At 44.0% G+C, this 12,581-nt stretch carries 14 protein-coding genes; 4 read left to right on the top strand and 10 right to left on the bottom strand.

The genetic code is table 11. From position 1 onward, the window contains the following. Positions 1–28: 28 nt before the first annotated feature. A complete protein-coding gene (gene purU / locus FOC32_RS06670; RefSeq protein ID WP_005232297.1) occupies positions 29–895 on the bottom strand; it encodes a formyltetrahydrofolate deformylase in 867 nt (288 codons plus the stop codon). Between the two features lie 61 nt (positions 896–956). Continuing rightward, the gene (locus FOC32_RS06665; protein WP_034580311.1) at positions 957–1,676 is read right to left on the bottom strand and encodes a TetR/AcrR family transcriptional regulator; all 720 of its coding nucleotides are present in this window, start codon (positions 1,674–1,676) and stop codon (positions 957–959) included. Between the two features lie 115 nt (positions 1,677–1,791). Between FOC32_RS06665 and FOC32_RS06660 the strand changes: the two genes are divergently transcribed. The 4 genes from FOC32_RS06660 to FOC32_RS06645 all read left to right on the top strand — a co-directional run bounded on the left by FOC32_RS06660 (position 1,792) and on the right by FOC32_RS06645 (position 5,695). Beyond that, a complete protein-coding gene (locus tag FOC32_RS06660; RefSeq protein ID WP_005232298.1) occupies positions 1,792–3,240 on the top strand; it encodes a coniferyl aldehyde dehydrogenase in 1,449 nt (482 codons plus the stop codon). A gap of 165 nt (positions 3,241–3,405) precedes the next feature. Continuing rightward, on the top strand, positions 3,406–3,642 hold the full coding sequence (gene rpmB, locus FOC32_RS06655) for a 50S ribosomal protein L28 (RefSeq protein WP_000048256.1): 237 nt from the start codon (positions 3,406–3,408) through the stop codon (positions 3,640–3,642). A gap of 16 nt (positions 3,643–3,658) precedes the next feature. Further along, positions 3,659–3,814: a 50S ribosomal protein L33 gene (gene rpmG, locus FOC32_RS06650; protein WP_001205031.1), complete on the top strand. Its 156-nt coding sequence runs from the start codon at positions 3,659–3,661 to the stop codon at positions 3,812–3,814. Positions 3,815–3,967: 153 nt separating this feature from the next. Next, positions 3,968–5,695 carry a cation:proton antiporter gene (locus FOC32_RS06645; RefSeq protein ID WP_104426633.1) on the top strand — a complete coding sequence of 576 codons (1,728 nt, stop codon included), beginning with the start codon at positions 3,968–3,970 and terminating at the stop codon, positions 5,693–5,695. A gap of 201 nt (positions 5,696–5,896) precedes the next feature. Here FOC32_RS06645 and FOC32_RS06640 read toward each other — a convergent pair whose 3' ends face one another. The 8 genes from FOC32_RS06640 to FOC32_RS06605 form a co-directional block, all read right to left on the bottom strand. Further along, positions 5,897–6,175 (bottom strand): hypothetical protein, encoded by a 279-nt coding sequence (locus FOC32_RS06640; RefSeq protein ID WP_004781893.1) that lies wholly within the window; start codon positions 6,173–6,175, stop codon positions 5,897–5,899. A 104-nt stretch (positions 6,176–6,279) separates the two neighbouring features. Beyond that, entirely contained in the window at positions 6,280–6,783 is a 504-nt protein-coding gene (locus FOC32_RS06635) for a DUF6586 family protein (RefSeq protein ID WP_005232300.1), read from the bottom strand. Positions 6,784–6,991: 208 nt separating this feature from the next. Continuing rightward, positions 6,992–7,243 carry an RNA recognition motif domain-containing protein gene (locus tag FOC32_RS06630; protein WP_005232301.1) on the bottom strand — a complete coding sequence of 84 codons (252 nt, stop codon included), beginning with the start codon at positions 7,241–7,243 and terminating at the stop codon, positions 6,992–6,994. An 83-nt stretch (positions 7,244–7,326) separates the two neighbouring features. Beyond that, positions 7,327–9,315 (bottom strand): ATP-dependent helicase, encoded by a 1,989-nt coding sequence (locus FOC32_RS06625; protein ID WP_125279251.1) that lies wholly within the window; start codon positions 9,313–9,315, stop codon positions 7,327–7,329. Between the two features lie 289 nt (positions 9,316–9,604). Next, complete coding sequence (locus tag FOC32_RS06620; protein ID WP_125279252.1) at positions 9,605–10,756, bottom strand: glycerate kinase; 1,152 nt, start codon at positions 10,754–10,756, stop codon at positions 9,605–9,607. A gap of 123 nt (positions 10,757–10,879) precedes the next feature. After that, the gene (locus tag FOC32_RS06615; protein ID WP_005232306.1) at positions 10,880–11,452 is read right to left on the bottom strand and encodes an HdeD family acid-resistance protein; all 573 of its coding nucleotides are present in this window, start codon (positions 11,450–11,452) and stop codon (positions 10,880–10,882) included. Between the two features lie 125 nt (positions 11,453–11,577). Then, positions 11,578–12,336, bottom strand: a complete 759-nt coding sequence (locus FOC32_RS06610; RefSeq protein ID WP_005232308.1) for a hypothetical protein — start codon at positions 12,334–12,336, stop codon at positions 11,578–11,580. A gap of 32 nt (positions 12,337–12,368) precedes the next feature. Further along, entirely contained in the window at positions 12,369–12,566 is a 198-nt protein-coding gene (locus FOC32_RS06605; RefSeq protein ID WP_005232309.1) for a hypothetical protein, read from the bottom strand. Positions 12,567–12,581: the final 15 nt, after the last annotated feature.

The raw sequence follows: 12,581 nt of genomic DNA, 5'->3' as shown, positions 1-12,581 counted from the left end.
TGCCTTTTTTAAACAGAGATGCAAGTGCTTATTGGAACACGACAGTTTTATTGCCGTCGACAATGACACGGTCTTCCAGATGCCATCTCACTGCACGTGCCAGTACATTACGTTCAACGTCCTGACCCAGTTCACGCAGCTGTTCCACAGTAAAGTCATGGTTCACACGCTCTACATCCTGCTCGATGATTGGACCCTGATCCAGATCAGCTGTCACATAGTGTGCAGTTGCACCGATCAGTTTTACACCTTTGTCATACGCTTGTTTGTAAGGATTGGCACCCACGAACGCTGGCAGGAATGAATGGTGAATATTGATCACTTTCATTTCCCATTTACTTACGAACTCTTCATCAAGAATCTGCATATAACGGGCTAATACCAGCAGATCGTTGCCCTGCATCAGTTCATCGATCTGTGCATAAGCTTCACGTTTGTTCTCTTTGGTCACCGGAACCACTTCAAACGGAATACCGAAGTTTTCGACTGATTCACGTAGAGTCTCGTGGTTAGATACTACTTTAGTGATTTCACATGGCAGACCGCCGCGTGCATGACGCCATAGCAGTTCAAGCAACGCATGGTCGACTTTAGAGACCAGAATACCGACCTTTTTCACATCACTAACCAGTGCCAGACGCCAGTGCATGCCATAACGCTCTGCAACATTGGCAGCAAAAGTCTGCAACAGGCTTTCTTTACGGCTTTGCAGATTGTCCAGTTCAAACTCAACACGCATGAAGTAACGTCCGCCCTGCGCTGCTGTCGCGTATTGATCAAGCGCCGTAATGTTGGCACCCTGATGATACAAGAAGCTTGAAACAGCCTGCACGATGCCCGGCTTGTCTTCACAAGTAATCAATAAACGTGCGGTATTAGCAGTCGTCATATTCATGTTGGTTAAGGTCACTAATTAGTTAAATTAAAAAAATAAGCCGAGTATTCTAACGCGTTTCTTAGATATTCTGAATAGTTTGTTCAGATTCAGGCGGTTTAGGCGACGATAGACTGGCAAATAGCTCTGAAGAACCAAACGAATTGAGCAGGCTCTCATACGTTTGACGGCTTTCACCACGCAGGTAAGCACCTTCCAGAAACACCATCTGACGCAGTGCTTGCCAGACCCATTTTTCTTCCAGAGTGTTGGAATCGGTAATATGCCCCGACATATACAGGAAGTTGGTCCAGTTGGTCAGTACAATCCATAGGTTAATGATCAGCGCTTCAATTTCTGAATCGGTCATTTCCATCAAGCCGGCATTTACGAAGGCTTTATAAATTTTTTGTCCCTGCTGCATGACCTGTCCAGCAAAACGCGGATAAAGCTTGCGGAAATCTTCGTTATTTTCGACCAGATGGTATACATCACGGTGCAGAAAACGATAAGCCCAAAGCTGACTGCTCAGTACCTGAAAATAATGAATCTTATCATTGGCATCCAGAGCACGATCTTCCGGAAGTGCTAGCATTTCCAGCGTCTGATGCTGATACTGCTCCATCAGTTCCTTGATAATTTCATTTTTATTACGGAAATGGTAATACAGATTACCTGGACTCATGCCGAGTTCAGCAGCAATATGATTGGTGGTTACAGATCGTTCGCCACGTTCATTAAACAACTGCAAGCTGAGCTGTAAGATACGCTCTTTGGTTTTTAACGTTTTGGTTTGGGACATCCTAAAATAACCATTCAGTTCATGCATTAGCAAGGCTAACACACAAAGTAACTTGACTAATTAGAGTATTTGCTCTAAAAATTAATTAATCGATTTTGAATAATGGTAGTGCGGCATGAACAGTCACACAAAAACAACTTCAATGACACCACATTTTCTTGATAGCCAGCACCTCAATGAAATTCTGGCTCAACAAAAACACGCCTACTTACGCTACCCACTGCCGACTGCAAAGGAACGTATCGATCGTTTAGCTCGGCTTAAGCGTATCTTAGTTAAGTATCAAGATCAATTTGCCGATGCAATTAATCAGGACTATGGTAACCGCTCTGTCGGGGAAACCAAAATTGGTGAGTTACTGACTTGTCTTGAACATATTAAATATTACAGCAAAAACCTGACCGGCTGGATGAAACCGTCCAAGCGTCATGTCGGTATTATTCACCAGCCGGCAAAAGCCTGGGTACAGTATCAGCCTCTAGGCGTGATCGGCATCATCGCGCCGTGGAACTACCCTTTATTATTATCCATCGGCCCTCTGATCTGTGCGTTGGCTGCGGGTAACCATGCCATGATCAAAATTTCTAGTTCATCGGCTGCTTTTGGCAAGGTATTGGAAAAAGCCTTAGCTGAAGCTTTTCCTAAAGAACTGGTTGCCGTGGTGAATGGTGGCGGTACGGTATCTGATGCCTTCTGCCGACTGGTTTTTGACAAGATGATCTTTACCGGTTCAACAGCTGTCGGTAAAACCGTGATGGCAGCGGCTGCTGAAAATCTGGTACCAGTAATTTTGGAACTGGGTGGCAAGTCCCCTGTACTGGTGCATCCATCGATTGACCTGCGTGATGTGGCTCAGCGTATTGCCGTGGGCAAGCTCTGGAATGCCGGACAGACCTGTGTAGCGCCGGATTATATGTTCCTGCCACGTGGCAAAACTGCCGAGTTTATCGATCATTTTAAAGCCTGTGTCGAAAGCATGTATCCGGACATCAGCCATAATCAGGATTACACCTCGATTATCAATGACAAACAGTACAACCGCTTGCAAGGTTATCTGGATGATGCCCGTGAGCAAGGTGCGCAGATTATTGAAATCAATCCGCGTAATGAATCGCCAGCAGACCTGCGTAAAATTGCACCGACTCTTGTAACCAATGTCATGCCAAGCATGCAGATCATGCAGCATGAAATCTTTGGGCCGCTCCTGCCGATCATGGAATATGATCAAATTGACGACGTCATCGACTTTATTAATAGCCGTCCGCGTCCACTTGCATTATACTATTTCGACTTTGATCAGGCGCGTGCTGATTATGTCGCACAGCGTACCCATTCAGGGCATTTCGGGCAAAATACTGTATTAACCCATGTCGCACAGGACGATCTGCCATTTGGTGGTGTCGGTGCTTCCGGTATGGGTAAATATCATGGGCCAGAAGGCTTCTTCAGTTTGTCGCATGAACGGTCAGTAATGTCGAATCCTAAGCTGTATAGCTTGAAATACATTCTGCCTCCGTTTAATAAGCCGATCCATAAGCTGATTTCGAAGACACTTCTTCGATAAATGATCAAGGCATGAGCTATCACACGGGCTCATGCTTCGTTTTAGATAAAATCGCTTGTCTTTTAAGCGCATTTTTGATATAAAACGCCCCTTGAATGAATTCAATCCGTTTATTTTTGACTGGCCATACAGATTTGCTGTTGGCTAAATCAATGGAGTTACACCATGTCTAAGGTTTGCCAAGTTACCGGCAAGCGTCCAGTCGTTGGTAACAACGTCTCACACGCCAACAACAAAACTAAGCGCCGGTTCGAGCCGAACCTGCACCACCACCGTTTCTGGTTAGAAAGCGAAAAACGTTTTGTACGTCTTCGTTTAACCACTAAAGGTATGCGTATTATCGACAAATTGGGCATTGAAAAGGTTGTTGCTGACCTTCGTGCTCAAGGTCAAAAGATCTAAGTAAGGAGTCAGGACAATGCGTGATAAGATTCGCTTAGTTTCTTCAGCTGGTACAGGTTATTTCTATACCACTACTAAGAACAAACGTACTATGCCGGAAAAAATGGAAATCAAAAAATTTGATCCAAAAATCCGTCAACACGTAATCTTCAAAGAAGCTAAAATCAAATAATTTTAGTTTTTTGAAAAAAGCGACCTTCCCGGTCGTTTTTTTTTGCATTTTTTTTATGCGGCTTGATAAACTTTCTGTTCCTTCTGGCATTTTCTGTGCTTATTTCCCATAAAAAACTGAAATTTCATAAAATTTATTTTAAAGGAGTGTTTAGTGCCACATGACGTAGAGCTCATTATCCTGTTAGCTGTCGGTTTTGGCTTGGCCCTGGTTTTTGGCTATATCGCTGCACGTCTACGCCTTCCCCCCCTGATTGGTTATCTGGTTGCCGGGATTCTGATTAGCCCGAACACCCCAGGCGTCGTCGGTGATGTACATCTGGCGAACCAGCTAGCCGAACTTGGCGTCATGTTCCTGATGTTTGGTGTCGGGATGCACTTTTCTCTCAATGACCTAATGCAGGTCAGGCGTATTGCTTTGCCAGGTGCGGTCTTACAGATTGCAGTCGCAACACTGCTCGGAGTCGGGGTCTCCATGCTCTGGGGCTGGAATTTTGGCTCTGCCCTGATCTTTGGCTTAAGCCTGTCCTGTGCCAGTACCGTCGTGCTTCTCAAAGCCCTAGGGGATCGTGGCCTGCTCGAATCCATTAACGGAAAAATTGCGGTGGGCTGGTTGCTGGTTGAAGATCTGGTCATGGTGCTGGCACTGGTATTATTACCTGCAACTGCAGTACTGCTCGGTGGTCAGGCCCTGGAAGGCAGTAGTAGCGATCAGAATGTCTGGATCACCTTAGGCATTACCCTACTCAAAGTAGCCGGTTTCATTGCCTTCATGCTCATTATTGGTAAGCGTCTGGTACCAATGATCATGCAAGTAGTCGCACGTTTAGGCTCACGTGAGCTGTTTACCTTAACCGTCGTAGCTGCAGCCGTATCGATTGCCTTTGGGGCTTATAAGGTCTTTGGCGTATCCATGGCACTCGGTGCGTTCTTTGCCGGGATGGTGGTCAAAGAGTCTGACTTCAGCCACCGTGCTGAGGAAGAAACCTTACCGTTGCGTGAAATCTTCTCGATTCTGTTCTTTGTTTCGGTTGGTATGCTGTTTGATCCGCGTATTCTGATGGATCAGCCGCTTCATGTATTGGCGGTGCTCGGTATTATTATGATCGGTAAAACCATCGCAGCGATGGCACTGGTGCTGTTCTTCCGCTACCCAATCAATACGGCACTCACCGTCGGTGCATCTCTGGCACAAATTGGTGAATTCTCTTTTATTCTGGCCGCACTTGGTGTATCGCTAAATCTATTATCACTCGATGGACAAAACCTGATTCTGGCGGGTGCCCTGATTTCGATTACCCTGAACTCGTTTATTTTCTCAGCAGTAGAACCAGTACAAAAATGGATTCGCGAACGTTCGTCTCTCGCGCGTTTATTGGAGCGTAGTGGTGATCCGCTTGCCATGCTACCGGATGAAGTCTCGCAGGACTATCTGCGCGATCAGGTGGTGATTGTCGGGCATGGTGAAGTCGGTCGTCGGATTACCCTATCCTTAATGGAACAAAATATTAAGGTAGTTATTGCCGAAGAAAATCGTGAGATCGTAGAGAACTTGCGTAAAAAAGGCATTGCAGCAGTTTCTGGTGTCGCAACTGAACCTGGTGTGCTGATTCAAGCTCATATTCAGCATGCACGTCTACTGGTGATCTCACCAATGGATATTATTGATATCCACAAAATCGTGGATATTGCCAATACCCTAAATCCTGCTATTCAGATTCTGCTATGTGCGGAAAGCAAGGAAGAAGCTGAAGTGATTCGCCGTGACAATATTGGCGAGGTGTACTATGCCAAAGAGGAGATGGCGAGAAATATGAGCAATCATATTTTGAACCAGATCGAGATTGCGCATAACCATCCACCTACGCATTATTCAGGCTGATTTTTTAAAGAAGTTGTCAAAATTGGCAACTTCTTTTTTTATTGATTGGACTGAAATTTATCAGATCGCTAAACTATAAAATTTTAAATTGCTTCTCTAATTTAACCGACTTAATTTTTCTCTTATTCTCTATTTTTTTATTTCATAAAAACAGAAAAAGCACACTTCAAGTGTGCTTTCCTGCTCGCCAGGGTAGGCAATTTAGCTCATATATTTTGGCTCTTCATCCACAACTTCAGCTTGCCATTCATTGACCTGCTGTTCCAGCAAACCATATAAAGCGGCTTGAATCATGTGTTGTGCAATCACAGGCGTTTGATCACCCAACAGGGCTTTCACCTCGTCATTAAACTGAATCATGACTAATGGCTGTTTTTTTGAGCCCGCATTTCGTAATGCCAACGCGCCACCTTCAAGTTGAACGAGTTCCAAAATCGCGTCTTGATTACCAAATAAATCTTTCAACTGTTCTATAGACATATATCCTCCATGTTCAACATGGTGGCAAAGAGCGATTGCACTTTGCATCATTAGAGTAATTGATATAGGGTTAATAATCGCAATTTCAAGTACAGCTGATCAGATTAAAATTCAACCATCTCATTACGAAAACCATCAATAAGCTGCGTCAGGTCACGATGCCATTCTCGTAATATAGCAGTATCAGGTAACCAGGCTTGTGGTGTCTGTGTGACTTTAATGATGAGATTTGAAGAAGTTTCGTCTTCAGGTTGTGGCGAACTTGGCTCGGGCGCATATTGGCAGAGACGGTAAGCACGTTTCAGCTCAGCCAGAAAACCATCTTTGGATAAATGCTGTAATACGGTCACTTCAGGTGATACCTGACCCTTAGTCGCCATGAGCTCTTCAATTGATTTCAGCGTCGGGCTCAGGTCATTCAGACGGTAATAGCGTACCAGTTCCTGTAAAAAGGCCAACAGTGCCCCATGCAGATGAAATACGGCAGCTTCACGATGAGCTTGTGCCTGCTGCACATGATCAGTCTGTTCAGCCTGCTGACAGGCCAGACGGGTGAAATAAAGTTTTTGATTGGTACGGTCCGCATGATAGCGAGCAACTCGTGTCATCGAGATTTCCTAAGCATTAAAACAAATTTTGGCTCTTATAAAGTAAAACGTACGCTCGCATTACGCAATGCAAGATTGTCTACGCTGTCGATCTATTCTGCATGATCTTGATACTTCAGACTGCTGATATTGACTCTTCAGTAAAAATCCAAACCTTTTTAAGGGCAAAAAAAAGAGCATCACACATGCTCTTTTTTATAAGGTATTATTAAGCCTGTGGCTTTTCTTCAGCTTGCTTCACACGAATCCCCTGACCATGCAAGCGCAGTGTATTTAAACCTTTAATTGCTTTAACAGCTTCACGGCCATGCGGCATTTCTACGAAAGCAAAACCTTTAGACTTGCCTGTTTCTGCATCCATGACTAGCGCACAAGATTCAACAGTACCGTATTGCTGAAACAGGGTCAGCAATTCAGCTTCTGTTACAGTGCGTGCCAAGTTACGAACTAAAATTTTCATCGGATAACCTTAGGAAGATAGGCAAAAATAATCAAAAAGCACGTGCCTACTCTACTTTTTGCGTCAAACCCAGAAAGGATAGTTTAATCGAGATCAATCCCAAAATCTAAATTAATCGACTGGCGCTCCATTAAAGCACTTTTCACAGTCTGTTGACGGGTTTTGTAATGAGTTTCTGTAACACATAAATTACGGTTCAGATTATTAAGAAAATAGCTTTCAATTTTACGTCCCTGCTCATCTACCGTTTCACGCGCCCAGTGATTGAGGTTTTGCTTGGTCAGAATTAGCTCATTCTGTGCACGAGTCAACGCTACATACAGCACACGACGCTCTTCCTCGACATCATCGAAATCTCCTTGCGCACGTGCATGCGGATATTGTCCCGGCGTGACATTGGCCACATAACAAACTTTCTGTTCCGTACCCTTGGCCGAGTGAATGGTAATGAGGGTCACTACATCCGTATCCGACTGGCGTTCAATTTCAGAAATAGAGACCGGATCGAGCACATATTCTTCCAGAAATTCACTCACTTGAGCATGTTTAGAAGCTAGCTGTTTAACCAATTCAAAATCACCCTGACGGCGATTCCAGTCCTTTTTATAGTTCTCGGCCAGTTGTGCTTCAATCGCCTGTACTGCCAGACCAACACAGGCCTGTACTTCGGTTTTGAGTACCGCCATTTGCTTCATGATCAGAATGGTTTCTAGCGGGATCTTGCCAAATTTTTCCAGCTTGTCGGCAATCTTTTCCATCTCTGGCTCAGCTAAAAGCTGCTGTGACAGTTTGCTTGCACCGACATCACCGATACCATTCCATAATGTCAAAAAGCGCATCCAGGCAATATCGTCCAGCGGGTTCGCCACCACACGCAACAGGCTGAGCAGATCTTTTACATGTGCAGTTTCTAACAGTTTCATCCCGCCAATGAATCGATACGGAACATTGGCCGCGATACAAGCTGCTTCAATATGTCGCGCTGCATAACTGGAACGTACCAGCACCATATGATCGGACCATTTGCTGCCTTGCAGATAATGGCGCTCTTTTATATCAATCGCGATCCATTTGGCTTCATCAAATTCATTCGGGAAAATGTGCATCTTCGGCTTAATGCCTTCACCACGATGCGCATCCAGACGTTTGTCATATTTGATTTCGGACTGATCCAGTAACCAATTAGACAGGTCCAGAATTTCCTGGGTTGATCGGTAATTCTTTTCTAGTTTAAAAATTTTTGCATCCGGCACACGCTCTTTGAAATGGTGAATATTTTCAAAATCGGCACCGCGGAAACCATAAATCGACTGCGCATCATCCCCAACACAGAATAGGCTAATATGTTCTTTGAGAGGTTCCAGCAATGCCCATTGCAGTGGATTGGTATCTTGCATTTCATCCACCAGCATATGTCGACAGATCGAAGCCACATAGTCCACCAGACCTTCAGACTGTGCCAAAGCAGTCGCCACCACAGCGAGGATATCGTCATAATCCAGAAAGCTACGCGCACGCTTACGCGCTTCATATTCCTTCATAATGTCGGCAATCTGGTCTTTGAGTGCCAGATATTCCGGCATCTGCTTTTCCAAAGACAGACTCAGTTTTTGCCGGGTATTTCGCGCAAAGGAATATAAATCACAGAGTTCCTGTGGCTTTGGCAGGTAATCCGGATTTTTCTTGTCATCCCGACCACGGATCAGGCGGAACATCATCAGCTGATCATCACGGTCAATAATTGAAAACTGTTCCAGACCAAAAGCCTTTGGAATTCGGCGCAGCAGATACATACAGAAGGTATGAAACGTCGATGCACGTAAGCCTTTGGCCTGTTCATCGAGTGCCAGTTCCACCCGTGCCACGATTTCACTCGCCGCACGACGAGTAAAGGTCAGAATCTGAATCTGATTCGCTGGTACACCCTGATCAATCAGATAAGTTGCACGCGCCACGATAGTTTTGGTCTTGCCACAGCCCGCCCCAGCCAAAACCAGACTGTGCTTGGCATCAGTCGTCGCAGCTTGTTTTTGTTGGGGATTTAATTCATCAATCAGGGTGGCTAAACTCATTTTCACTCATCATTCTGTGGATAGGTGTAGTTTAACAGATCACTCTTATTATAGCTTTGAGCTGCTCTGAAACAGACCGAACTTTTATTCTTAATTCGCTATAGGGTTGACGGCATGAATGCCGTCTTCTGGATTGGGGTATAGGGATATACCCTCAACCTAGCAAAGGATTTTTGTCACCTTGCGAACTCAAAATATATTTTGAGGATTCTCATCCTTGAAAAGTAAAATCTGCTTAGGCATTTATATTTGTCTTTTTATCAAGCTTTTGCGGCAATGACCATCTTACTCAAACACCCTGTTCCTGAATATTTTGAACAGTTTGAACAACTGCTTTTTCCAGATTAATTTCTGCATTCTTTAAGGCTTCTTCCAATAAACAATCTGGTGGATTAATTCCGATAATCTGGCTAAATCCAGTCTGATACAGTGACTCAATCCCTTCACCGACCAAACCTGCAAACGCAATTACCGGTTTATTCAATTGCTGGGCGACCTGAGCCACACCAAATGGGGTTTTTCCTAAAGCGGTCTGATGATCGATCTTGCCCTCGCCAGTAAGAACATAATCTGCATCTGCAATTTTTTCCGCTAGTCTATTTTGTTCCGTAATTAACGTTACGCCGGATTGCAGCTTTGCTCCTGCAAACGCCATCAACCCAAAACCTAACCCACCGGCTGCCCCTGCGCCGGGAAAGTTTTTAAAAGAAATATCTAAGCTTGTTTCAACCAGATCAGCAAAATGTCTTAGATTTCGATCCAGCTGCTGTACCATTTCCGATGTTGCACCTTTCTGCGGCCCAAAGATCACTGAAGCACCAGAAGCACCATTCGGTCCACACAATGGATTATTCACATCTGAAGCAATCAGGATTTCTGTATTGTTTAAACGAGTATCGAGTTGGGAAAAATCAATTTGATCAATCTGATCCAGATTACCACCACAGACCTGAATTGATTCTCCCGCAGTATTTAAGAATCGGGCTCCTAAAGCCTGAGCCATTCCAGCACCACCGTCATTGGTCACACTACCACCGAGCCCGATAATGATTTTCTTTACGCCAAGCTCCAGCGCCTGTTTGATCATTTCCCCTGTGCCATAAGTCGAGGTCAACATGGGATTACGTCGAGCAGCTTCGAGCAGATGAATGCCATTGGCTTTCGCCATTTCAATCACTGCGGTCTGACCAGCATCAACCAAGCCAAAGTAAGTTTCGATCGACTGACTGGCTAATGGTCCAGTGACTTGGCACGTTACTCGTTCACCTTTTAGGCTTAAAATTAATGCATCTACAGTTCCTTCACCACCATCTGCCATTGGTAAAGTAATACAATTTGCATCAGGAAAGACCTGCAAAATACCACGCTGCATCGCCTGACAGGCCTGTTCGGCAGTCATACTTTCCTTAAATGAATCGGGAGCTAGAACAAAGATTTTCATGAATATGATCGGCCGCGTTATAGGTTTTATACTAATTTGAAATGCATACCCATCTTACAGGCAAAGCTGAACATGCCAATAAAAAAAGAGCGCTCATTGCACTCTTTTTTATACTGGTCTTACTTAAATATCTGCGGAGCTTTTTGGAACACGATGCTTGATATAGGAAGCTAAAGTCAGATAGTTAATCCCTTGGAACAAAATATCGATTGCCAGAAAAGCACCTAGAACCCAGAACGGTGCATTCGGTGACAATAGAATCAGGATACCTGTAGCTAAAGTTAAAATCCCGGAAAATAAAGTCCAGCCCCAGCCGCGAAATGCTTTAAAGATAAAAGCATTCAAGACGCGAATTATTCCCGCCACAATCAAAGCAATCGCAAGCAGATTGGTCAGTACAATCGCAGTTTTCGCTGGCGTGCTAAAAGCATAATATCCCGCAATAAAATAGATGATACCGAATAGCAGCCAGAGCCAGCGAAATGTCCCATCGAAGATTTTAATCCCGGCAATCAGATGAACTACCCCACCTATCATCATCAGGACCCCAAACAGGAATACTACAGATAAGGTGGCAAAAGGCAGCGACGCTAACAGTACAATTCCAAATAACACTAATAAGGCACCCAGGCCTAAATACCATTTACGGTTTTCATGCAATTGATGCCGAACCAGATCATTTCCAACAGTCTTCATATTCTTCTCAAGTAATTGGCTATGACTTTGATTATGCTCTTAAATCATGGAGAAATTTGTTAGAAATTGACTGAGTTTATCTATAAAAATGGTAACTTATGCCGGTTTATTCAGCACTTCGTTAATTATTTTTTCCAGCCAAGTTCAATCGCCGTGATTTCATTAATCAGAGTCTGATTTAAAGATTCTGGCATTTTACTGGTGCTTTGCGATACTGGAATGTGCCCTGCCATTAGCTCAGCTTTGGTTTGGGGAAATAAAGGCTGCTGATTGGGATTAGCATAACCGACGGGGTATATCGGCTGGCCTGTAGTGAGATCATATTTATCTGAAGCGCCAAAGGTATGCAGTAATTCATGCACCAGCACAATCTTATTCTGGTCAGACTGTCTGCTTGAAGCAAATAGATTGACTGAACCAATCCGGCCTTTTTGCAGAGCCGTTGAATGTTTTAATTGCTGGGTGTGTGCAGGATCATAATAATTTAAAAAGAGAGTAACGTTCGAGGAAGGATCTGAACCTTGCTGCTGTTGCCAGGCATAGAAACGGAATTTCAGACTCCATAAAATGGTGCCAAGTAAGGAGGCCTGCTCCGGCACTTTAGGTGGCAATTCTTTGAGTTCATGTCCCAGATTAAAATAAAAATAAGTGGGCTGTCCACGGTACTGCTGGGCCGCTTTTTCCAGATATTCTTGTGTCCCTTTTAGATCCTGAGCAGACAATTGCTGGATATATTGCTGTGTAGTCGCCAATCCATCTGCATTGATCGGATGCAACAGAACAAAGATTGGTTTGTTCCAGTCCTGATTCTGATCTCGATAAGCATTTACTGCCACCACAAATAAAATCATCAATAAAATCAGGATTCGGATTTTTTTCCACATATGAACATGCCAATATATAGTTTATTTAAAAGTTATTTTTGTTTCGTTTTTTGATCTTCAGAGCGCAGATATAAAACACAGCTCAAAGTAACCAGCGACATAATAATCACCAGAATAATCATCATTCCCCGATCCATAGGAATACCCATTTCATTAATCTTTCCAAGCATGAAATACAGGATAGATCCTAATCCGATACTTAAGAACAGGAATTTATCTAGCCAAATCATGGATGATTCCTATTT

The organism is Acinetobacter sp. FDAARGOS_724, assembly GCF_013364475.1.
Lineage (GTDB): Bacteria > Pseudomonadota > Gammaproteobacteria > Pseudomonadales > Moraxellaceae > Acinetobacter > Acinetobacter variabilis.
This window is presented reverse-complemented; position numbering and strand designations above follow the sequence as displayed.

Bases quoted from the DNA above. Each gene is read 5' to 3' on its own strand.
- purU (WP_005232297.1), bottom strand. From the start codon at position 895: ATGAATATGACGACTGCTAATACCGCACGTTTATTGATTACTTGTGAA.
- FOC32_RS06665 (WP_034580311.1), bottom strand. From the start codon at position 1,676: ATGTCCCAAACCAAAACGTTAAAAACCAAAGAGCGTATCTTACAGCTC.
- FOC32_RS06660 (WP_005232298.1), top strand. From the start codon at position 1,792: ATGAACAGTCACACAAAAACAACTTCAATGACACCACATTTTCTTGAT.
- rpmB (WP_000048256.1), top strand. From the start codon at position 3,406: ATGTCTAAGGTTTGCCAAGTTACCGGCAAGCGTCCAGTCGTTGGTAAC.
- rpmG (WP_001205031.1), top strand. From the start codon at position 3,659: ATGCGTGATAAGATTCGCTTAGTTTCTTCAGCTGGTACAGGTTATTTC.
- FOC32_RS06640 (WP_004781893.1), bottom strand. From the start codon at position 6,175: ATGTCTATAGAACAGTTGAAAGATTTATTTGGTAATCAAGACGCGATT.
- FOC32_RS06635 (WP_005232300.1), bottom strand. From the start codon at position 6,783: ATGACACGAGTTGCTCGCTATCATGCGGACCGTACCAATCAAAAACTT.
- FOC32_RS06630 (WP_005232301.1), bottom strand. From the start codon at position 7,243: ATGAAAATTTTAGTTCGTAACTTGGCACGCACTGTAACAGAAGCTGAA.
- FOC32_RS06625 (WP_125279251.1), bottom strand. From the start codon at position 9,315: ATGAGTTTAGCCACCCTGATTGATGAATTAAATCCCCAACAAAAACAA.
- FOC32_RS06620 (WP_125279252.1), bottom strand. From the start codon at position 10,756: ATGAAAATCTTTGTTCTAGCTCCCGATTCATTTAAGGAAAGTATGACT.
- FOC32_RS06615 (WP_005232306.1), bottom strand. From the start codon at position 11,452: ATGAAGACTGTTGGAAATGATCTGGTTCGGCATCAATTGCATGAAAAC.
- FOC32_RS06610 (WP_005232308.1), bottom strand. From the start codon at position 12,336: ATGTGGAAAAAAATCCGAATCCTGATTTTATTGATGATTTTATTTGTG.
- FOC32_RS06605 (WP_005232309.1), bottom strand. From the start codon at position 12,566: ATGATTTGGCTAGATAAATTCCTGTTCTTAAGTATCGGATTAGGATCT.